This is a genomic window from Mycobacterium sp. Marseille-P9652 (assembly GCF_902652685.1).
In the GTDB taxonomy this organism is placed as follows: Bacteria; Actinomycetota; Actinomycetes; order Mycobacteriales; family Mycobacteriaceae; genus Mycobacterium.
Genome location: NZ_CACRUY010000015.1, coordinates 21184 through 40103 on the forward strand (window position 1 = coordinate 21184; position 18920 = coordinate 40103).

Genomic DNA, 18920 nt, shown 5'->3' on the forward strand with positions numbered 1-18920 from the left:
CGCTACGCGGACGACTCGTCCGCGGCGACCTCCCGCAACCGGGCGCCGAGCACCCCGGCGCGCCGCATGGCGCCCAGCGGGTCGGCGTACAGCCCGCCGAGTGACACCGTCCCGGCGCCGGCCTCCTGGACGCGGTTGCCGAACGCGGTGACGCGGATGTCGCGCGGCGGCAGCACGGAGCGGTCGGCGAAGGCCGCCTCGACCCGTTCCATCGCCTCCGGGTACTCGGTGAAGGCCTGCCCACCGACCACCAACTCGTCGGGGTTGAGCATGTCTCGCAGCAGCGCTACCGCTTCGCCCAGCACCCTGCCCCGCTCGGCCAGCAAATCCTTGGCCTGCCGATTGCCGGCCCGGGCCACCCGGATCAGGTCGGTGACCGCGGCGGCGCCCCCGTTGGCCCGGCCGATCGGCGCGGCCGGCAGGATGCGCAGCCGGCGCGCCGCGGCCAGCACCGCTTCGTCGCTCACGGTCGTCTCCAATTGACCCGTGCCGCCGAGCAGTTCGGAGTCGGCGGGCAGTGCGGCGATGGTGCCGGGGCCGCTGGAGGGGCAGTGCACGCGACCCCCGATCACCAGCGCGTAGCCGACGGTCTCGCGCGCGTAGACGTACAGGCTGGTCGGCGAGCTGGGCGCGAAACGGCGCAGGCCCAGCAACAACTCGGCGCCGGCCATGGCGTCGACGTGGGAGGCGACCGACACCGGCAGGCCCAGGGCGTCGGCCAGCACCTGCCCGACCGGCGCCTGCCGCCAGCCGAGCCGCGGGTGGTCGACGTGGCCGGAGGCGCTGTCGACAGTGCCGCCGATCGCGACCCCGACCCACAGCGGCCGGCGCCGGTGCCAGCGCCGCAGGTAGCGCGACGCGCTGTCGGCCAGCGCCGCCAGCGCCGGTCCCGCCGGGTTGCGCGGCGTCGGGGTCTCGACGGTATCGAGGGTGCGGCCGAAGAGGTCGGTGGCCACGATGCTGGTGGTGCGGGCGCCGATGTGGATTCCGAGCGTGACGAACGGCTCGTGGTTGATCTCCACCGGCACCCGCGGGCGGCCGATGGCGCCGGAAACGGCCAGGTCGGCGCGCTCGCGCAGGAGGCCGGCGTCGAGCAACGCGATCACCTGGCGGTTGACCGTCGCGATGCTCAGCGACGTCACCCCGGCGATCACGTCGCGGCCGACGGGGCCGCGCAGGCGGACCGCGCGGAACACCGACGCCGCCGCGGAGTCGGGGATGTGCAGTGCCGGCGGCAGGATCAGGCGGTGCGACCGGCCGTTACGGCTGAGGGAATGGTGACTGTGGGTAAGAGTTGTCGAGCGCACGAGCGTCCTTTGTCCGAGTTCCAATGGCCGGCTTGGCCACGCCTGAAAACCTCAGGAGCGGCAAAGTGCGCGGCAACAACACGCACCTGCCGCGCAAAGACACGCGGCGGTGTTGTTGAACTGGGCGCTGTGGTGCACACGGTGAATTTAGCACGTTTATTAGAGTTGGACCGATGACTGCAACCGGCGAAATCCAACGGACAGCGGTGGTCACGGGGGCCAGCTCCGGAATCGGCGAGGCGACCGCGAAAACCCTTGCTGCGCAGGGCTTTCACGTGGTGGCGGTGGCCCGGCGAGCGGACCGCATCAGCGCCCTGGCCGACGAGATCGGCGGCACCGCGATTGTGGCCGACGTCACAGACGACGCCGCCGTCGAGGCGCTGGCGCAGAAGCTGCCGCGGGTCGACGTGCTGGTCAACAACGCCGGGGGTGCCCGCGGCTTGGCACCCGTCGCCGAGGCCGACCTCGAGCACTGGCGCTGGATGTGGGAGACCAACGTGATGGGCACCCTGCGCGTCACCCGGGCGCTGCTGCCCAAGCTGGTCGACTCCGGCGACGGCCTGATCGTCACCGTCACTTCGATTGCGGCGCTTGAGATTTACGACGGCGGCGCCGGATATACGGCGGCCAAGCACGCGCAGGGTGCGCTACACCGCACGCTGCGCGGTGAGCTGCTGGGAAAGCCGGTGCGGCTCACCGAGATTGCGCCGGGCGCGGTCGAAACGGAGTTCTCGCTGGTCCGCTTCGACGGCGACGAGCAGCGTGCGGGCGCCGTCTATACCGGCATCACTCCCCTAACCGCGGCCGACGTCGCCGAGGTGATCGGGTTCGTGGCCTCCCGGCCCTCGCACGTGAACCTCGACCTGGTCGTCATCCGTCCGCGCGACCAGGCCAGCGCCACCCGGTTTAACCGCCGGGACCCGAGCTAGGCGACGTGGTGGTGGTCGTCGTCGGACTCGAAGTCGGTGTGCCCGACAGGCTGGGCGCGTTCGACGGCGTCACGGGCGCGGTGACGGGGATCTGGGTCGACGGCGGATGCGCCGTGGGCGGCGGCAGCGCCGACATCGCGACCCAGGTGTCCCAGTCCACCGCCCAGTCCCAGATGTCGCCGTCGGCGTAGGACAGCTGGATCGAGCTTCCGGTGACCTCGACGGGGTCGCCGTAGATCGCCGTCTGGTAGTACTCCGCGGCGTCGGAGGTCGAGAGGTTGATGCACCCGTTGGTGACGTTGCTGTTGCCCTGCGCGCCCGCGCTGGACGGGTTGGCGTGGATGAACTCGCCGTTGTTGGAAATCCGCACCGCCCAACGCTCGTGGGCGTTGGTGTAGCCGGCGGCCGGGTTGGACATGTAGAAGTCCGAGTACTTCTCGGTCACGACGTGAATTCCGTTGCGGGTCACGTTGCGCGCCTTGTCGGCCTCGCCGTAACTGCAGGGGAAGTCCATGATGACGCCCGCGTCCGTGACGACCTGGATGCGGTGCGACGAGACCTCGGCCTTGACCACCTGCCGCCGGCCGATGTTGATGTTCAGCGAGATGTCGTCGGCCCCGTAGGCGCCGTCGCCGAACGGCACGCCGTAGAGCTTGGCGTCGACGTTCACGGTGGTGCCGGCGGGGTAGTACTCGCGGGTGCGGTAGTGCACGCGCGCGCCCTGCCGCTCGTCGGGCAGCCAGGCCCAACTGCCCTCGACGGGCGGGTTGGTGGTGACGGTCAGCGCCTTCTCGACGGCGGCCTTGTCACTGATCGGGGCGTCGAACTGGATGATGATCGGCGCCGCGATGCCCACGGTCTGCCCGTCGGCCAGTTGGAACGCCCCGCCGATCTTCTTGGTGGGCGACACGGTGGTGAACTTGCCCGCGACGGGCACCGCCTTGCCGTTGTGGCCGACCGCCGAACCGCTCCAGGTGTAGGTGGAGTCGTAGCCCAGGGGCTCGGTGGTCGTGAAGACGGTGCGGTCGGAGTTGAACGCACCCGCCACGGGCTTGCCCGACGAATTGGTCAGCGCGACGTGCTGGAACCAGCCGTCGTGGACTTCAACGCTGACCGGGGCGATCGGCACCACGTTCTCGGTCGCGTCGGCCGGCTGGAACTTCAGGGCCGCCGCCGGCGGCTCCTTCTTTTCCGCCTGCTTCGCGGTGGTGCCCGCGCAGGCTGCCAGGACGTTCGGGGCGAGCACGCCGAGCCCGAGGGCCGCCAAGGCTACACGCCGGTTGATCGGCGGGGGCGCGCTGGAGGGGCTCACGAGAATCAAAGATACCGGGAGAAATTGCTTACGCCGCCACGACAATTCGGCGCCGGGGCCGCCGATCCGCGGTTTTTCGGGCTACAGCCTGCACCCGAACAGGACGGGTTCGGGTCTCAATGTGACAGCAAACACATCACGAACCCCGTCCCGGACGGTCCGGGCCAGCTCGATCACGTCGGCGGCGGTGGCGCCACCACGGTTGGTCAGCGCGAGCGCGTGTTTGGTCGACAGCCGGCACGGCGCTTCGGGGGCGCCCGGGCGCGGCTGCGGATAGCCCTTGCCGAAGCCCGCCCGCTCCACCAGCCAGCCGGCGGCCAGCTTGACTCCGTCGGGCGCGGGGTAGTGCGGCACCGGTCCTTCCACCGTGGCGGCCAGCCGCTCGTAGGCATCCTCGGTCACCACCGGATTGGTGAAGAACGAGCCCACGCTCCAGGTGTCGTGGTCGGCCTCGTCGAGCACCATCCCCTTGCGCGCGCGCAGGCTTAGGACGGCCTCCCGGACCGCGCGCGGGTCCGCCCGCTCCCCGGGGGCGGCGCGCAGGGCCGCCGTCAGCTCGCCGTAGCGCAGCGGCGCGCTGCGCCCCGACGCGTCCAGCGCGAATTCCACCTCCAGCACGACCCACGGGATGGGGTCCCCGGCCTCGCCTGTCCGCTTGAATACGCTGGTGCGATAGCCGAATCCCAGTTCGCCGCCCGGCACCCAGCGCACCGCGCCGGTCGCACGATCGAGCACCCGCACCCGGGTGAGGGTGTCGGACACCTCGGCCCCGTACGCCCCCACGTTCTGCACCGGGGTGGCCCCCGCCGAACCGGGGATGCCGGACAGGCACTCCAGCCCGCCGAGGCCGTGCTCGACCGCCGCCACCACGACGTCGTCCCACACCGCGCCCGCCTCGGCGCGGACCAGGTTCCCCTCGACGGTGATGCGGTCGTTGGCCAGCCGCACCGCGGTGAGATCGGGCATGGCGTCGTCGATCACCACGTTGGACCCGCCGGCGAACACCAGCACCGGGCCACCGCCGGCGCGGGCCTCGGCGTCCACCGCCCGCATCGCCGCGACCACCTGATCGGTGCTCCTGCAGGTGATCAGGCGGCGCGCGACCGGCCCGATTCGCAGGGTTGTCAACGGGGCCAACGGCGCCGCCTCGGCGACCTGCGCACCGGCCAGCAGCGAACCGGCACCCGTCGGTTTCATGGGCCGTAACGGTAGCGTGGCCAGCTATGCCGCGTTCATTCGCGTTGTCGGCCGACTACGAGGCGAGCGTCGAACAGGTCCACCGAGTCTTCTACGACGAGGAGTACTGGCACGCGAGGCTGGCCGACATCCCGGTCGACGAGGCGCAAGTGGAGCTCATGCGCATCGGGGGCGAGTCCGGCGACGACGGCACCGTCGAGGTGGTGACGCTGCAGACCGTGCGCAGCCACAACCTGCACGCGGTCGTCAAGCAACTGCACGGCGGCGACCTGTCCATCCGGCGCTCGGAGACCTGGGGTCCGCTCGTCGGGGGTGCCGCCACGGCGAAGATCACGGGCACCATCCTGGGCACGCCGGTCGCGGTCTCGGGCGACGCGGAACTGGCGCCGCTGGCCGACTCCGGCGGGGCCCGGCTCGGCATCCATGTCAGCGTCCAGGTGCGGGTTCCGATCATCGGGGGCAAGGTGGAACGGTTGATCGGCGACCAATTGCGCGAGCTCGTGAGCTGGGAACAGAAGTTCACCACCGAGTGGATGGCCAACAACACGTAGCCACTCCGCGCCTAAGCTGGCCCCCATGCGGATCGCCTTGGCGCAAATCCTCAGCGGCACCGACCCGGCGGCGAACTTGCGGCTGGTGGGCGAGTACGCGGGCCGGGCCGCCGACGCCGGCGCACGGCTGGTGGTGTTCCCGGAGGCCACGATGTGCCGGTTCGGTGTGCCGTTGCTCCCCATCGCCGAGCCGGCCGACGGGCCATGGGCCGACGGCGTGCGCCGGATCGCGACCGACGCGGGCATCACGGTGGTCGCCGGCATGTTCACCCCCGCCGGCGACGGCCGCGTCACCAACACCCTGATCGCCGCCGGCCCCGACCAGCCCGCCGCGCACTACGACAAGATCCACCTGTACGACGCGTTCGGGTTCACCGAGTCGCGCACCGTCGCCCCCGGACGCGAACCGGTCGTCATCACGGTCGACGGGGTGGGCGTCGGGCTGTCGCTGTGCTACGACATCCGCTTCCCCGCCCTCTACACCGAGCTGGCGCGGCGCGGGGCGCGGGTGATCGCCGTCTGCGCGTCCTGGGGTTCGGGACCGGGCAAGCTCGACCAGTGGACTCTGCTGGCCCGCGCCCGGGCGCTGGACTCGATGAGCTATGTCGCGGCCGCCGGCCAGGCCGACCCGGGCGAAGCCCTTAGCGGCTCGGGCTCCCCCACCGGTGTGGGCGGCAGCCTGGTCGCCTCGCCGTTCGGCGAGGTGCTCGCGTCGGCCGGCCCGCACCCGCAGCTGGTGGTCGCCGACCTCGACCTCGACCGGGTCGCCGAGGCCCGCGAGGCCATCGGGGTGCTGCGCAACCACTCAGAGTTCGCTCAGGTCGATAGTGCAGAATCAGTCGGGTGACGAATCCCCAGGGCCCCCAGGGACCATCTAACGAAGGCCCGTCGACGTGGGCCCGTCCAGGGAACCAAGGCCCCTTCGGCCAGCCGCCCACCGAGCGCCCCACGGAACGCATCAACACCGCAGGCCCGGGCCAGGCGCCGCAGACCGCACCCGGTCAGCTGCCCGGACAGACCGAACGCATCGCCGCGCCGCAGACCAACACGCAGCAGCCCGGCTACGCGCCCCCTCCGCCCACTCCTCCGGCGGGCCCCACGGAGCGCATCCCCGCCCAGGGCGAGGAGCCGGAACCCGGTAAGCGCAAGCGGGGCTTCCTCCGCGACCCGCTGTCCATCCTGCTGATCTGCATCATCATTTTCGCCCTCGTGATCGCCGGCCTGATCGGCGCCGAGCTCTACGTCCGGCACGTCGCCGACACCAAGGTCGCCCAGGCCGTCGCCTGCGAGGTCAAGGACCAGGCCACCGCGTCGTTCGGCGTCACGCCGCTGATGCTGTGGCAGCAGGCGACCAAGCACTACACCAACATCTCGGTGTCGACGGCCGGCAACAACATCCGCGACGCCAAGGGCATGAAGCTCAACCTCAACATCAAGGACGTCAGGCTGAACAAGACCGCCGACTCCAAGGGCACGATCGGCTCGCTGGACGCCAGCATCTCCTGGACCAACGACGGCATCAAGGAGTCGGTGCAGAACGCGGTCCCGGTCCTGGGCCCGTTCGTCACGAACTCCGTGACCTCTCATCCCAGTGACGGCACCATCGAGCTGAAGGGCATGCTGGAGAACATCACCGCCAAGCCCGTGGTGTCCGGCGGGGGCCTGCAGCTGCAGATCGTCACCTTCAATGCGCTGGGCTTCACGCTGCCCAAGGAGTCCGTGCAGTCGACGCTGGACGACTTCACGGCGAACTTCACCAAGAACTACCCGCTGGGCATCCACGCGGACAGCGTGCAGGTGACCGATTCCGGTGTGACGGCGCACTTTTCGACGCAGAACGCGACCATCCCCACCGGCAACAACAACGACCCCTGCTTCGCCAACCTCTGACGGCGGGCTCCTAGTCGAGCCCGTCGAGCACCGCACGGGTGCCCGAGAGGCCCAGCCGGGTGGCGCCCGCGTCGATCATGGCGACCGCGTCGTCGGCCGTGCGGATGCCCCCGCTGGCCTTGACCCCCAGCCGCCCGCCGACGGCGTCAGCCATCACGGCAACGGCGCGCACGGACGCGCCGCCCGCGGGATGGAAACCGGTGGACGTCTTCACGAAGTCGGCGCCGGCCTCTTGCGCGGCGCGGCATACGGCCGCCAACGTGTGGCCGTCGTCGAGCGGTAGCAGGACCGCCGACTCGACGATCACCTTGAGCAGCGCGTCCGGGACGCCGGCACGCACCGCCTCGACGTCGGAGCGCACCGCGTCGACGTCGCCGGCCAGCGCGGCGCCCACGTCGATCACCATGTCGACCTCGGCGGCGCCGGCCGCCACGGCCAGCGCGGCCTCGTGCGCCTTCACCTCCGGCACGTGCTTGCCCGACGGAAATCCCGCCACGGTGGCAACGCGGACCCCGCCGACGCCTGAGGCGCACCGCACGGCGATGGGCACCATAGACGGTGACACGCACACCGCCCACACGCCCAGTTCGGCCGCCTCGGCGACCAGTGCCGCGACGTCTGCCGGGGTGGCCTCGGGCTTGAGCAGGGTGTGGTCGACGAGCGCCGCCACCTGGGCCCGCGTGGGCCGGGCCGTCACCGGAACGCTTCTTCGGGCGCGCCGGGGTTGCAGCCGGACGCGACCATCTCGGCGTCGTCGACCACCGGCCGCCACGGCTCGAGGTTCCAGCTGACCTTGCCCGGCTGCACCAGTTCGGCGAACTGCCAGTGACACAGGAACTGCGCGCGCATGCCGGGCGAGTCGGCGTCGGGCGACAGCGCGAGCACCTCGCCCCACGCCTCGTCCGCGGATGGCCCGGTTGGGTCCTGGCGGGCGGCCAGCCGCCCGGACGGGGTCGGGAACACCCGCAGGCTGGGTAGCCCGGCCCACTGGCCCCATTGCGTGTGATCGACGAACGGCGGCAAAGGGGTCGAGGGGCTGGCCGCAAAACCCGGGGCGGCCCGGCCGGATGCCGTGACCGGCGGCGCGACGAACAGGACGGCGAGGGCCGCCGCCGTCAGCACGAGCCTCATCCCGCTAGCGCGACTTCCCCTGGATCTCGAGAAGTTTCGGCCGCACGTCGACCAGGTAGACGCCGGCGGCACAGGCGGCGATCGCCATGCCGAGGACGCCGAAAACGAAGCTCAGGATCGAGGTCAGGGCGACCGCGCCACCGAGGATCACCAGCCACACCGGCTTGGTCAGCTTCTCGGCGGCGGTATAGGCGTCGGGCCGTTGCAGCGCCGCGTGCACGAACGCGTACACCGCCGTCACGAGGACGGCGATCTGCAGGACCAGCATGACGGTACCGACGAGGTGGTTCACGCCTTAAGGGTATGCGGGCGCTATCGAAAACGTCGACTCGGAGTCGCCGTGTTGGTGCGGCGACTCCGAGCCGGGTGTCCGGTCGTTGCCGAGTCGAACTCGGCGTCCGACTACTTCTGGGTGACCTTCTTGGCCGACGCCTTCTTGGCGGGAGCCTTCTTGGCGGGCGCCTTCTTGGCCGGGGCCTTCTTGGCCACATCCTTAGCGGCCTTGCCCGACTCCTCGGCCTTCTTGGGCAGCTCGATGCCGACCAGCTTGGCGGCGCGCTCACCCACGGCGCGGGTCTGCGACGCGACGGTGCCGAGGGCCTCCTGCGTCAGCTCCACCGCCTGGTCGACGTAGCCTTCGGCGCGCGCGGACGCGTCCTCGAGGGCCGGCTGGCTGCGCAGCCGCTCCAGGGCGGCCTCGCCGCGCTTGACCAGCTCGTTGTACCGGCTGGTCGCGGCCTCGAGGTAGCCCTCGGCCGCCTTGCGCAGCTCCTCGGGGGTGAACCGCTCGCGCAGCTCGGTGAACTGCTCGGGCAGGTCCTCCTGCAGCTTGGTCAGGCGGGCGCGGCGATCCTCGACCCGGCTGCGGGTCTCGGTGCGGGTCTCCTCGGCCCGCTCGCGCAGGTTGGCGATCAGGTCGTTGACGGTAGCAAGCGCCAGGTCGGCCGCGCCCAGCGCCGCCAGCAACGCCGCGCGCACGTCGTCGATGTTGGAGTTCTCAGCCATGGTTTTTTCCTTTCATAATTTCTTCGTTATCAGCGTTACTCGTAGATGTTCTTCGGAGCTAGGGGAGTTTGGTCCCTTCCTCCGGTGCCGCCGAAGGCGCCGCTATCTGGTCGTCCTCGCCCTCCGCCGCTTCGTTCTGTTGGGTGAAGGAGGAGTAGATGTCGAGCAGCACCTGCTTCTGGCGCTCGGTGAGCGCCAGGTCGGTGACGATGGCGTCGCGCACCTGGCTCTTCTCGGAAGGCTCCAGGATCCCGGCGCGGACATAGAGGACCTCGGCCGAGATCCGCAGCGCCTTGGCGATCTGGTTCAGGACGTCCGCGGACGGCTTGCGCAGTCCGCGCTCGACCTGACTCAGGTACGGGTTGCTGACGCCCGACCGCTCGGCGAGCTGACGTACGGACACCTGCGCGTTCTCCCGCAGGTCCCGGATGAAGCTGCCGATATCGGAGGCGGCCGTGGACACCTTCGCGGAGAGCTTCTCCTCGGGGGCCATGACGTTCTCCTGCTGATCGACGGTGATGCCGGCACCAGGATACGGCCAAGTGCTTGCTATTGCAAGCAGTTGTTAGCACTCCTAGAAGAGCAGCTGCGCCACCGCGTAGATGACCAGGCCCGCGAGCGAGCCCACGACCGTCCCGTTGATCCGGATGAACTGCAGGTCACGCCCCACGTGCAGCTCGATCCGCCGGCTGGCTTCGCCGGCGTCCCAGCGCTCGATCGTGTCGGTGATGATGGCCGTGATCTCCACCCCGTACTGCGAGACGAGGTGCTGCGCGGCGCGCACCAGCCAGTTGTCGACCTTGTCGCGCAGGTCGGCGTCGTCGCGCAACGACTCGCCGATGCGGACCACCGTGTCGCAGATGCGGCTGCGCAAGGCGCTCGACGGGTCGTCGACGCCCTCCAGCACGAGCCGCTTGAGCGTCTTCCACGCCGTCGCGGCCGCGTTGGCGATCTCGTCGCGCGCCATCAGCTGCTCTTTGATCTCCTCGGCGCGCGTGATGGTCGCCGCGTCATTCTGCAGGTCGTCGGCGAACTCGAACAGGAACCGCGTCGCCGACCGGCGCAGCTCGTGGTCGGGATTGCGGCGGACCTTGTCGGTGAAGTCCATCAGCTCGCGGTGGATCCGGTCGCCGACCAGGTGGTCGACGAACCGGGGCGACCAACTCGGCGAGTCGCGCTCGACCACCCGCTGGATCACCTCCCCGGCGTTCAGCGACCAGTGGAACGCCCGGTCGGCCAGCAACTGGATCAGCGCCTCCTGGCGGTTCTCGGCGAGCAGGGTGCCCAGGACCCGGCCGACCGGCGGGCCCCACTGCGGCTCGGCGATGCGGCGCACGATCATCCGGTCGATCACGTGCTGGACGTCGTCGTCCCGCAACAGCTCCACCAGCACGCGCAGCACCGTCGCCGTCTCGCTCGCCACCCGCTGGGCGTGGGCGGTGTCCGAGAGCCACTTGCCGAGCCGGCCGGCCACCTCGGCGTCGCGCAGCTTGGTTTCCACCACGGGCGGCGACAGGAAGTTCTCCCGGACGAAGGTGCCGAGGCCCTCCCCCAGCTGATCCTTCTTGCGCTTGATGATCGCGGTGTGCGGGATCGGGATGCCCAGCGGGTGCTTGAACAGCGCGGTGACGGCGAACCAGTCGGCCAGGGCGCCCACCATGCCGGCTTCCGCCGCGGCCCCGACGTAGCCGATCCAGGCGGCCGTGTAGCCGTGCGCCTGCGCCCACCGGCAGGCGAGGAACGCGATGGTGGCGCCGATCAGGAAGCTCAGCGCCACGATCTTCATCCGGCGCAGCGCCACCCGTCGCTCGGCGTCGGCCTCCGGGTCGGCGCCGGCGAACGATTCCGCCAACGACGTGTGCGCCCGCTGGGCCTCGGCTCTGTGTGCCACCAGTCCATCATGTCTCGCCGCGCCGAATATGTGTGACGACCCCGTGCGGCAAGCACCTCGCCAGCGCGCCGGCGTGCACCAAGCAGAGCCCCGGAAGCCGTAATATCAGGGGCGTCTAGTGAATGGAATTCGGCGACTGTGGCAGAGAGACTCCCGGCTGTGACCGTCAAGATGGACGGGCGTAAGCGACGCTGGCACCAGCACAAGGTGGAGCGACGCAACGAGCTGGTCGACGGCACGATCGTTGCCATCCGCCGACTCGGCCGCTTCCTGAGCATGGACGAGATCGCCGCCGAGATCGGCGTCTCCAAGACGGTGCTCTACCGCTACTTCGTCGACAAGAACGACCTGACGACCGCCGTGCTGATGCGCTTCGCGCAGACGACCCTGATCCCCAACATGGCCGGGGCGCTCTCCTCCGAGCTGGACGGCTTCGACCTGACCCGCGAGATCATCCGGGTGTACGTCGAGACCGTCGCCGACGAGCCCGAGCCGTACCGGTTCGTGATGGCCAACAGTTCGCCCACCAAGAGCAAGGTGATCGCCGACTCGGAGCGGATCATCGCCCGCATGCTCGCGATGATGCTCCGCCGGCGCATGCAGGAGGCCGGCATGGACACCGGCGGCGTCGAGCCGTGGGCCTACATGATCGTCGGCGGCGTGCAGCTGGCCACCCACTCCTGGGTCTCCGACCCGCGGATGAGCGCCGAAGAGCTGATCGACTACCTGACGATGCTGAGCTGGAGCGCGATCTGCGGCATCGTCGAGGCCGGCGGGTCGCTGGAGAAGTTCCGGGAGCAGCCGCACCCCTCCCCGATCGTGCCGCCGCGAGAAGACGGCAACGGCTCCCCGCGGTAGCTCCGGCCTGCGTTTTTTGCCTATTTCGACACCCTTGTGTGACCAGAATCCGCGGTCTGGAGGCGGACTTGGCGCTCGCGAACCGCTAGCATGCAGGGGATGCATCGGGGGGAGCCGGGTTCGCGCCGCACAGGCCGCCCGTCGTCGCTTCGCGTATAGAAAGGCCCGTTTAGTTATGTCTGTGGAGCTCACGCCGCATTTCGGAAACGTCCAAGCCCATTACGACCTGTCGGACGACTTCTTCCGGCTGTTCCTCGACCCGACGCAGACCTACAGCTGCGCGTACTTCGAGCGCGACGACATGACCCTGGAAGAGGCACAGCTCGCCAAGATCGACCTCGCGCTGGGCAAGCTGAATCTGAAGCCGGGCATGACGCTGCTGGACATCGGCTGCGGCTGGGGGGCGACCATGCGGCGCGCCATCGAGCGCTACGACGTCAACGTCGTCGGCCTCACGCTGTCGGAGAACCAGGCCGCCCACGTGGACAAGATGTTCTCGGAGATGGACACCCCGCGCAGCCGGCAGGTGCTGTTGGAGGGTTGGGAGAAGTTCGACGAGCCCGTCGACCGCATCGTCTCGATCGGCGCGTTCGAGCACTTCGGCCGTCAGCGTTGGGGCCACTTCTTCGAGATGGCCTACAAGGTCCTGCCGGCCGACGGCATCATGCTGCTGCACACGATTTCGCGCCCCACCTTCAAGGAAGCGCGGGCGAAGGGCGTGACGCTGACCCACGAGATCGTGCACTTCACGCAGTTCATCCTGGCCGAGATCTTCCCGGGCGGCTGGCTCCCGACGGCCGCGCTGGTCGAGGAGCACGCCGAGGGAGCCGGGTTCAGGGTGACGCGCGTGCAGTCGCTGCAGCTGCACTACGCCCGCACGCTGGAGATCTGGGCGGCCGCGCTGGAGGCCAACAAGGACCAGGCGATCGCCATCCAGTCGGAGGAGGTCTACGACCGCTACATGAAGTACCTGACCGGCTGCGCGAAGCTGTTCCGCGACGGCGCCACCGACGTCTGCCAGTTCACCTGCGAGAAGTAGGCCGCTAGTACGTGTAGAAGCCCCGGCCGGACTTCTTGCCCAGCCGGCCGGCTTCGACCATGCGCAGCAGCAGCGGCGGCGGCCCGTAGAGCGGCTCCTTGAACTCCTCGTAGAGCTTGTCCGCGATCAGCTTGAGGGTGTCCAAGCCGACGAGGTCGGACAGCCGCAGCGGGCCCATCGGGTGCGACAGCCCGGCCACCACGGCCTTGTCGACGTCCTCGATCGTGGCGAACCCGGCCTCCACCATCCGGATCGCCGAGAGCAGGTAGGGCACCAGCAGGGCGTTCACCACAAAGCCCGACCGGTCGGAACACCGCACCACCTGCTTGCCGAGGACGGCGCCGGCGAACTTCTCGGTGCGCGCCGCCGCGGCCTCGTCGGTGACCAGCGTGCTGACCAGCTCGACGAGCGGCAGCACCGGCACCGGGTTGAAGAAGTGCAGGCCGAGCACGCGCTGCGGGTTCTTGGTGGCCGCGGCGATCTTCATGATCGGGATGCTCGAGGTGTTCGACGCCAGGACGGCGTCGGGGTCGCTGACCACTCGGTCGAGGTCGGCGAAGACCTGCGCCTTGACGGCCTCGTCCTCGACGATCGCCTCGATCACCAGCTGGCGGTCGGCCAGGTCGTTGATGTCGGTGGTGAAGGTGAGCTTGCCCAGGGCGCGGTCGCGCTCCCGCTCGGTCACCTTGCCGGCGCTGACGCCGCGGTCCAGCGACTTCACGATGCGGTTGCGGCCCGCCGTGATGAGCGCCTCGGTTGGCTCGAACACCGTCACGCCGACGCCGGCACGCACCGAGACCTCGGCGATGCCGGATCCCATCTGCCCGGCCCCGACGACCCCTACCCGCTCGATCGCTGCGTCACTCACTGGTCTGTGTCTCCCGAGTCGTGTTGTCGTGCATCGCAATAGACCCCACCCGGGGTAGCCGGGCGGGGCCTATGCTACTTCAGCTTCTAACCCTTACGCCGAGCGTGCATTCAGCGCGAAAAATCGGTCGAATATTCGCAACAGGTGCACGTTCGGCGAAGGATCAGTGGCTCACCAGATCAGTGGAACTGACCCTCTTCGGTCGAGCCGGTCAGCGCGGTGGTCGACGAGTTGGGGTCGACCGTGGTGGCGATCCGGTCGAAGTACCCGGCGCCGACCTCGCGCTGGTGCTTGGTCGCGGTGTAGCCGCGCTCCTCGGCCGCGAACTCGCGCTCCTGCAGCTCGACGTAGGCGCTCATCTGGTTGCGGGCGTAGCCGTAGGCCAGATCGAACATCGAGTAGTTCAGCGCGTGGAAGCCGGCCAGCGTGATGAACTGGAACTTGAATCCCATTGCGGCAAGCTCCTTCTGGAACTTCGCGATGGTGCTGTCGTCCAGGTGCTTGCGCCAGTTGAACGACGGCGAGCAGTTGTAGGCCAGCATCTGGTCGGGGTACTCGGCCTTGACCGCCTCGGAGAACTTGCGCGCCAGCTCGAGGTCCGGGGTGCCGGTCTCCATCCAGATCAGGTCGGCGTACGGGGCGTAGGCCTTGGCCCGCGCGATGCAGGGCTCGACGCCGTTGCGGGTGCGGAAGAAGCCCTCGCGGGTGCGCTCGCCGGTGATGAACGGCTGGTCGGCCTCGTCGACGTCGGAGGTGATCAGCGTGGCGGCCTCGGCGTCGGTGCGGGCGATCACCAGGGTCGGGACGTCGCACACGTCCGCGGCGAGCCGCGCCGAGGTCAGGGTGCGGATGTGCTGCTGGGTGGGGATCAGCACCTTGCCACCGAGGTGGCCGCACTTCTTCTCCGACGCCAGCTGGTCCTCCCAGTGGGTGCCCGCGACACCCGCGGCGATCATGGCCTTCTGCAGCTCGAAGACGTTCAGCGCGCCACCGAAACCGGCCTCGCCGTCGGCGACGATCGGGGCCAGCCAGTTCTCCACCGAGGTGTCGCCCTCGAGCGTGGCGATCTGGTCGGCGCGCAGCAGCGCGTTGTTGATGCGGCGGACCACCTGGGGCACCGAGTTGGCCGGGTACAGGCTCTGGTCGGGGTAGGTGTGGCCGGAGAGGTTGGCGTCACCGGCGACCTGCCAGCCCGACAGGTAGATGGCCTTGAGGCCGGCGCGCACCTGCTGGACGGCCTGGTTGCCGGTCAGCGCGCCGAGGGCGTTGACCCACTCCAGGTCGTGCAGCTCGTCCCACAGCACCTCGGCGCCGCGGCGGGCGAGGGTGTACTCCTCGACGACGCTGCCCTGGAGCGCGACGACGTCCTCGGCGGTGTAGGTGCGGGTGATGTCCTTCCAGCGCGGGTTGGTGTCCCAGTCCTGCTGGATCTGCTCGGCGCTCTTCGGTCGGCCAACGACAGACATGTGGCATTGCTCCTTAACGAATCTTCACTGCTGACTAGCAATAAGCGGCACCGGCGGGTAGCTAGAGGCTCAACTTCGCTGGTGTGCTAACTCGACAATGGCACAGCTGTTGATGCAGGTCCACCCGTTTCAGTTGCCAATTTCAGCAACGGGCAGGCCGGTTTTTGCAAATCTTGTAAATCCCGGCAATCACTTAACCGTTTCAGAAGCTACCGGCCGGTAACACGAATTCGCAGGTCATCGAAGGTAATTGACGCGCGGGTCGGACGTCAGAGCGCGAAGAGGGCGGCGACGGCCTTCGTCTCGTCGCCGACCGCATATGTGAGCGTTGTAACAGTGCGGTCAGCCAGGCCCGGGCCGAACTGATCGGTGCTGCCGGCGGGGTGGACGTGGGAGATGATCTCCAGCTTGTCGCCCAGCGCGACGGGCGCCTCGTGCTCGATCGTCGTGCGCAGCGGTCCGCTCAGCAGGTCCGGGTGCGACGCCAGGTAGTCCTCGACGACGCTCCAGTACACCGAGTTGTTCATGTGGTCGAACAGGTCGATGTCGGTGACCCGGACCGGGAACTCGTGGATCTCGGCGGCGTCGTCGCGGCTGCCCGGCTTGAGGTAGCCCTTCCACCGCAGCCGGTCCACCGACGTGGTCTTGGCCAGGCCCGCGAGGAAGTCGTCGGCGATGCGCGACGGCATCTGCGTGTCGCGGTTGATGTTGATCCAGAACGCCTCGGATTCGATCAGGCCGCCCTTGCGCCCGTCGATGCGCACCCGCATCTCGCACCACCGGTTCGAGGTGCCCGAACACCAGCGTCGGCACCGCAGCAGGTCCTGGAACTCGATCGGCCGGATCAGGTCCACCATGGTGCGGCGGACGATCCACAGCGGGTGCGTCTCCTCGAACCCCATCTCCCGCAGCTGGTCCTGGCCGATGTCCTGGATGTGGCGGGCGGCGGCATCCAGCCGCAGCCGGCCGGTGCGGTCGATGTCGGCCACGCGCAGCGGCCACTCGCGGTCGAACACGTCGGGGTGACCGTCGGGCACCGGCATCAGCGTCTTGTCCAGGCTCACGGCTTCTGCTCCCCGTCCACTGTCTTTCGTTCGTACCCCAGTGTTGTACCGCGGGGCCCCGGTGCGAATCATGCCAATCGCATCTTTCAAACACCAATCGTGACCGGATCGTGCCGACGTGCGAACTCTGCGAAGCGGTCCTTCGCAATGCGCGGTACCCTGGGCCGGATGCCCAAGACGTTCGTCGGCGCCCGCGTGCGCCAGTTGCGCAGCGAGCGCGGATTCAGCCAGGCCGCGCTGGCGCAGCTGCTCGACATCTCGCCGAGCTACCTCAACCAGATCGAGCACGACGTGCGCCCGCTGACGGTCGCCGTGCTGCTGCGCATCACCGAGGTGTTCGGGGTCGACGCCACCTTCTTCGCCTCCCAGGACGACACCCGGCTGGTCGCCGAGCTGCGCGAGGTCACGATGGACCGCGACCTCGACATCGAAGTCGACCCCACCGAGGTCGCCGAGATGGTCAACGCCCATCCCACCCTCGCCCGGGCCGTGGTCAACCTGCACCGGCGCTACCGCATCACCACCGCCCAGCTGGCCGCCGCAACCGAGGAGCGGTTCTCCGACGGCAGCGGCACCGGGTCCATCACCATGCCGCACGAGGAGGTGCGCGACTACTTCTACCAGCGGCAGAACTACCTGCACGAGCTGGACACCGCCGCCGAGGAGCTGACCAACAAGATGCGGCTGCACCACGGCGACCTCGCGCGGGAGCTCACCCGCCGCCTCACCGAGGTGCACGGCGTGCACATCACCCGACGGATCGACCTCGGCGACTCCGTGCTTCACCGCTACGACCCGCGGACCAAGACGCTGGAGATGGGCAACCACCTGGCGCCAGGCCAGCAGGTGTTCAAGATGGCCGCCGAGCTCGCCTACCTCGAGTACGGGGACCTGATCGACGACCTGGTCGAGGAGGGGAAGTTCACCAGCGACGAGTCGCACACGCTTGCCCGGCTGGGCCTGGCGAACTACTTCGCAGCCGCGGCCGTGCTGCCCTACCACCAGTTCCACGACATGGCCGAGAACTTCCGCTACGACGTCGAGCGGTTGTCGTCGTTCTACGCGGTGAGCTACGAGACCATCGCGCACCGGCTGTCCACCCTGCAGCGCCCGTCCATGCGGGGCGTGCCGTTCTCCTTCATCCGGGTGGACCGGGCGGGCAACATGTCGAAACGCCAGTCCGCCACGGGCTTTCACTTCTCCTCGAGCGGCGGCACCTGCCCGCTGTGGAACGTGTACGAGACGTTCGCCAACCCGGGCAAGATCCTGGTGCAGATCGCCCAGATGCCGGACGGCCGCAACTACATGTGGGTGGCGCGCACCGTGGAGCGCCGCGCCGCCCGGTATGGTCAGCCCGGTAAAACCTTCGCGATCGGGCTGGGTTGCGAACTCCGCCACGCCCATCGGCTCGTCTACTCGGAAGGACTGGACTTGTCGGGGGATCCCAACATGGCGGTGACACCGATCGGCGCGGGCTGCCGGGTCTGCGAACGCGACAACTGTCCGCAGCGGGCGTTCCCCGCGCTGGGCCGCGCGCTGGACCTCGACGAGCACCGCAGCACCGTCTCCCCTTACCTGGTGAAGCAGCCGTGAGCGACACCGGCCGCATCCCGTCCGGGCGGTTCCGCGAACTCGGGCCGATCAACTGGGTGATCGCCAAATTCGGCGCGCGCGCCGTCCACGCCCCCGAGATGCATCTGATGACCACCCTCGGCCAGCACCGGCTGCTGTTCCTGGCGTGGAGCGTCTACAGCGGCCGGCTGCTGCGGGGCAGGCTGCCGGCGATCGACAGCGAGCTGGTGATCCTGCGGGTCGCGCACCTGCGGGCGTGCGAATACGAGTTGCAGCACCACCGTCGGATGGCCCGCAGGCAAGGGCTGGACGACGCGAAGCAGGCCGCCATCTTCGGCTGGCCCGACGGCCCGGCCGACCAGTTGAGCGCGCGGCAGCGCGCGCTGCTGTCCGCCACCGACGAGCTCGTCAAGGACCGCACGGTCACCGACGCCACCTGGCGAGAGCTCGCGAGCCACCTCGACCGCCGGGGGCTCATCGAATTCTGTTTGCTGGCAACGCAATACGACGGGCTGGCGGCGACGATGTCGGCGCTTGACATCCCGCTGGACAATCCGCGCTAGTACAAATACACGTCGGCCAGGACGGCCAGCGTCAGCGCCAGCGGCAGGACCGGCAGGCCGAAGCCGAACCCTGACCACAGATACCTGCGGCGTCGCCGCAGCACCAATCCCCACAGCACCGCGCCGACCGCCAGCACCGCCGAGCCCAGCAGCACCGCCGGCGCCCAACTGCCCACCGCCGCGTTGTCGTCGGCGATCGAGAAGGCCACCAGCCACAGGACGTAACCCGCGGCGACGCCGGCGATGGCACCTATGACGGTCTCGGTGCGATTCATGG

The 18920-nt window shown here is 69.3% G+C and carries 21 protein-coding genes; 8 read left to right on the plus strand and 13 right to left on the minus strand.

Features of this window, described 5'->3' with window-relative positions; translation table 11 throughout:
• Nucleotides 1–2: 2 nt before the first annotated feature.
• A complete protein-coding gene (locus GPY60_RS10960; RefSeq protein ID WP_231639563.1) occupies nt 3–1307 on the minus strand; it encodes an ROK family protein in 1305 nt (434 codons plus the stop codon).
• A 173-nt stretch (nt 1308–1480) separates the two neighbouring features.
• Here GPY60_RS10960 and GPY60_RS10965 point away from each other — a divergent pair, with 173 nt between their 5' ends.
• Entirely contained in the window at nt 1481–2236 is a 756-nt protein-coding gene (locus GPY60_RS10965; protein ID WP_156687696.1) for an SDR family oxidoreductase, read from the plus strand.
• On the opposite strand, the gene GPY60_RS10970 is transcribed toward GPY60_RS10965, so the two are convergent.
• On the minus strand, nt 2214–3593 hold the full coding sequence (locus GPY60_RS10970) for a L,D-transpeptidase (RefSeq protein WP_231639565.1): 1380 nt from the start codon (nt 3591–3593) through the stop codon (nt 2214–2216). The two genes, GPY60_RS10965 and GPY60_RS10970, sit on opposite strands and share 23 nt — an antisense overlap.
• A 36-nt stretch (nt 3594–3629) precedes the next feature.
• A complete protein-coding gene (locus tag GPY60_RS10975) occupies nt 3630–4745 on the minus strand; it encodes a UDP-N-acetylmuramate dehydrogenase (RefSeq protein ID WP_156687698.1) in 1116 nt (371 codons plus the stop codon).
• Nucleotides 4746–4771: 26 nt separating this feature from the next.
• Here GPY60_RS10975 and GPY60_RS10980 point away from each other — a divergent pair, with 26 nt between their 5' ends.
• Genes GPY60_RS10980 through GPY60_RS10990 form a run of 3 tightly spaced genes read left to right on the plus strand, consistent with a single transcriptional unit; the run spans nt 4772 to nt 7186 of the window.
• Nucleotides 4772–5296: a DUF2505 domain-containing protein gene (locus GPY60_RS10980; protein WP_156687699.1), complete on the plus strand. Its 525-nt coding sequence runs from the start codon at nt 4772–4774 to the stop codon at nt 5294–5296.
• 25 nt (nt 5297–5321) lie between these two features.
• Nucleotides 5322–6143 (plus strand): carbon-nitrogen hydrolase family protein, encoded by an 822-nt coding sequence (locus GPY60_RS10985; RefSeq protein ID WP_156687700.1) that lies wholly within the window; start codon nt 5322–5324, stop codon nt 6141–6143.
• Nucleotides 6140–7186 carry an LmeA family phospholipid-binding protein gene (locus GPY60_RS10990; protein ID WP_156687701.1) on the plus strand — a complete coding sequence of 349 codons (1047 nt, stop codon included), beginning with the start codon at nt 6140–6142 and terminating at the stop codon, nt 7184–7186. Before GPY60_RS10985 ends, GPY60_RS10990 begins: the two co-directional genes overlap by 4 nt.
• A gap of 10 nt (nt 7187–7196) precedes the next feature.
• Here the strand turns inward: GPY60_RS10990 and deoC are convergent, their stop codons facing one another.
• From deoC to GPY60_RS11020, 6 genes are all read right to left on the minus strand, one after another.
• Complete coding sequence (gene deoC, locus GPY60_RS10995; RefSeq protein ID WP_156687702.1) at nt 7197–7883, minus strand: deoxyribose-phosphate aldolase; 687 nt, start codon at nt 7881–7883, stop codon at nt 7197–7199.
• Nucleotides 7880–8317, minus strand: a complete 438-nt coding sequence (locus GPY60_RS11000) for a DUF2599 domain-containing protein (protein WP_156687703.1) — start codon at nt 8315–8317, stop codon at nt 7880–7882. The genes deoC and GPY60_RS11000 overlap by 4 nt, the downstream gene beginning before the upstream one ends.
• Before the next feature lie 4 nt (nt 8318–8321).
• Nucleotides 8322–8609, minus strand: a complete 288-nt coding sequence (locus GPY60_RS11005) for a DUF2516 family protein (protein WP_197283637.1) — start codon at nt 8607–8609, stop codon at nt 8322–8324.
• A gap of 110 nt (nt 8610–8719) precedes the next feature.
• A complete protein-coding gene (hbhA, locus tag GPY60_RS11010; RefSeq protein ID WP_156687704.1) occupies nt 8720–9322 on the minus strand; it encodes a heparin-binding hemagglutinin HbhA in 603 nt (200 codons plus the stop codon).
• Nucleotides 9323–9380: 58 nt separating this feature from the next.
• On the minus strand, nt 9381–9815 hold the full coding sequence (locus GPY60_RS11015) for a helix-turn-helix domain-containing protein (protein ID WP_156687705.1): 435 nt from the start codon (nt 9813–9815) through the stop codon (nt 9381–9383).
• A gap of 81 nt (nt 9816–9896) precedes the next feature.
• A complete protein-coding gene (locus GPY60_RS11020) occupies nt 9897–11216 on the minus strand; it encodes a DUF445 domain-containing protein (RefSeq protein WP_156687706.1) in 1320 nt (439 codons plus the stop codon).
• A 135-nt stretch (nt 11217–11351) separates the two neighbouring features.
• Between GPY60_RS11020 and GPY60_RS11025 the strand changes: the two genes are divergently transcribed.
• The gene (locus GPY60_RS11025) at nt 11352–12071 is read left to right on the plus strand and encodes a TetR/AcrR family transcriptional regulator (protein ID WP_156687707.1); all 720 of its coding nucleotides are present in this window, start codon (nt 11352–11354) and stop codon (nt 12069–12071) included.
• Nucleotides 12072–12246: 175 nt separating this feature from the next.
• The gene (gene pcaA, locus GPY60_RS11030) at nt 12247–13110 is read left to right on the plus strand and encodes a cyclopropane mycolic acid synthase PcaA (RefSeq protein WP_156687708.1); all 864 of its coding nucleotides are present in this window, start codon (nt 12247–12249) and stop codon (nt 13108–13110) included.
• A gap of 4 nt (nt 13111–13114) precedes the next feature.
• On the opposite strand, the gene GPY60_RS11035 is transcribed toward pcaA, so the two are convergent.
• The 3 genes from GPY60_RS11035 to GPY60_RS11045 all read right to left on the minus strand — a co-directional run bounded on the left by GPY60_RS11035 (nt 13115) and on the right by GPY60_RS11045 (nt 16508).
• The gene (locus GPY60_RS11035; RefSeq protein WP_156687709.1) at nt 13115–13978 is read right to left on the minus strand and encodes a 3-hydroxybutyryl-CoA dehydrogenase; all 864 of its coding nucleotides are present in this window, start codon (nt 13976–13978) and stop codon (nt 13115–13117) included.
• A 179-nt stretch (nt 13979–14157) separates the two neighbouring features.
• Complete coding sequence (aceA, locus tag GPY60_RS11040) at nt 14158–15444, minus strand: isocitrate lyase (RefSeq protein WP_156687710.1); 1287 nt, start codon at nt 15442–15444, stop codon at nt 14158–14160.
• 269 nt (nt 15445–15713) lie between these two features.
• Entirely contained in the window at nt 15714–16508 is a 795-nt protein-coding gene (locus GPY60_RS11045; RefSeq protein WP_156687711.1) for an acyl-[acyl-carrier-protein] thioesterase, read from the minus strand.
• Nucleotides 16509–16676: 168 nt separating this feature from the next.
• Between GPY60_RS11045 and ramB the strand changes: the two genes are divergently transcribed.
• Nucleotides 16677–18101 (plus strand): acetate metabolism transcriptional regulator RamB, encoded by a 1425-nt coding sequence (gene ramB / locus GPY60_RS11050; RefSeq protein ID WP_156687712.1) that lies wholly within the window; start codon nt 16677–16679, stop codon nt 18099–18101.
• Nucleotides 18098–18643 (plus strand): carboxymuconolactone decarboxylase family protein, encoded by a 546-nt coding sequence (locus GPY60_RS11055; protein ID WP_156687713.1) that lies wholly within the window; start codon nt 18098–18100, stop codon nt 18641–18643. Before ramB ends, GPY60_RS11055 begins: the two co-directional genes overlap by 4 nt.
• On the opposite strand, the gene GPY60_RS11060 is transcribed toward GPY60_RS11055, so the two are convergent.
• A complete protein-coding gene (locus tag GPY60_RS11060) occupies nt 18640–18918 on the minus strand; it encodes a hypothetical protein (protein WP_156687714.1) in 279 nt (92 codons plus the stop codon). The two genes, GPY60_RS11055 and GPY60_RS11060, sit on opposite strands and share 4 nt — an antisense overlap.
• Nucleotides 18919–18920 lie beyond the last annotated feature (2 nt).

Excerpts from the sequence above, each read along its gene's own strand:
- GPY60_RS10965 (WP_156687696.1), top strand. The coding sequence starts at position 1,481 with ATGACTGCAACCGGCGAAATCCAACGGACAGCGGTGGTCACGGGGGCC.
- GPY60_RS10975 (WP_156687698.1), bottom strand. The coding sequence starts at position 4,745 with ATGAAACCGACGGGTGCCGGTTCGCTGCTGGCCGGTGCGCAGGTCGCC.
- GPY60_RS10980 (WP_156687699.1), top strand. The coding sequence starts at position 4,772 with ATGCCGCGTTCATTCGCGTTGTCGGCCGACTACGAGGCGAGCGTCGAA.
- GPY60_RS10985 (WP_156687700.1), top strand. The coding sequence starts at position 5,322 with ATGCGGATCGCCTTGGCGCAAATCCTCAGCGGCACCGACCCGGCGGCG.
- GPY60_RS11000 (WP_156687703.1), bottom strand. The coding sequence starts at position 8,317 with ATGAGGCTCGTGCTGACGGCGGCGGCCCTCGCCGTCCTGTTCGTCGCG.
- hbhA (WP_156687704.1), bottom strand. The coding sequence starts at position 9,322 with ATGGCTGAGAACTCCAACATCGACGACGTGCGCGCGGCGTTGCTGGCG.
- GPY60_RS11015 (WP_156687705.1), bottom strand. The coding sequence starts at position 9,815 with ATGGCCCCCGAGGAGAAGCTCTCCGCGAAGGTGTCCACGGCCGCCTCC.
- pcaA (WP_156687708.1), top strand. The coding sequence starts at position 12,247 with ATGTCTGTGGAGCTCACGCCGCATTTCGGAAACGTCCAAGCCCATTAC.
- aceA (WP_156687710.1), bottom strand. The coding sequence starts at position 15,444 with ATGTCTGTCGTTGGCCGACCGAAGAGCGCCGAGCAGATCCAGCAGGAC.
- ramB (WP_156687712.1), top strand. The coding sequence starts at position 16,677 with ATGCCCAAGACGTTCGTCGGCGCCCGCGTGCGCCAGTTGCGCAGCGAG.
- GPY60_RS11060 (WP_156687714.1), bottom strand. The coding sequence starts at position 18,918 with ATGAATCGCACCGAGACCGTCATAGGTGCCATCGCCGGCGTCGCCGCG.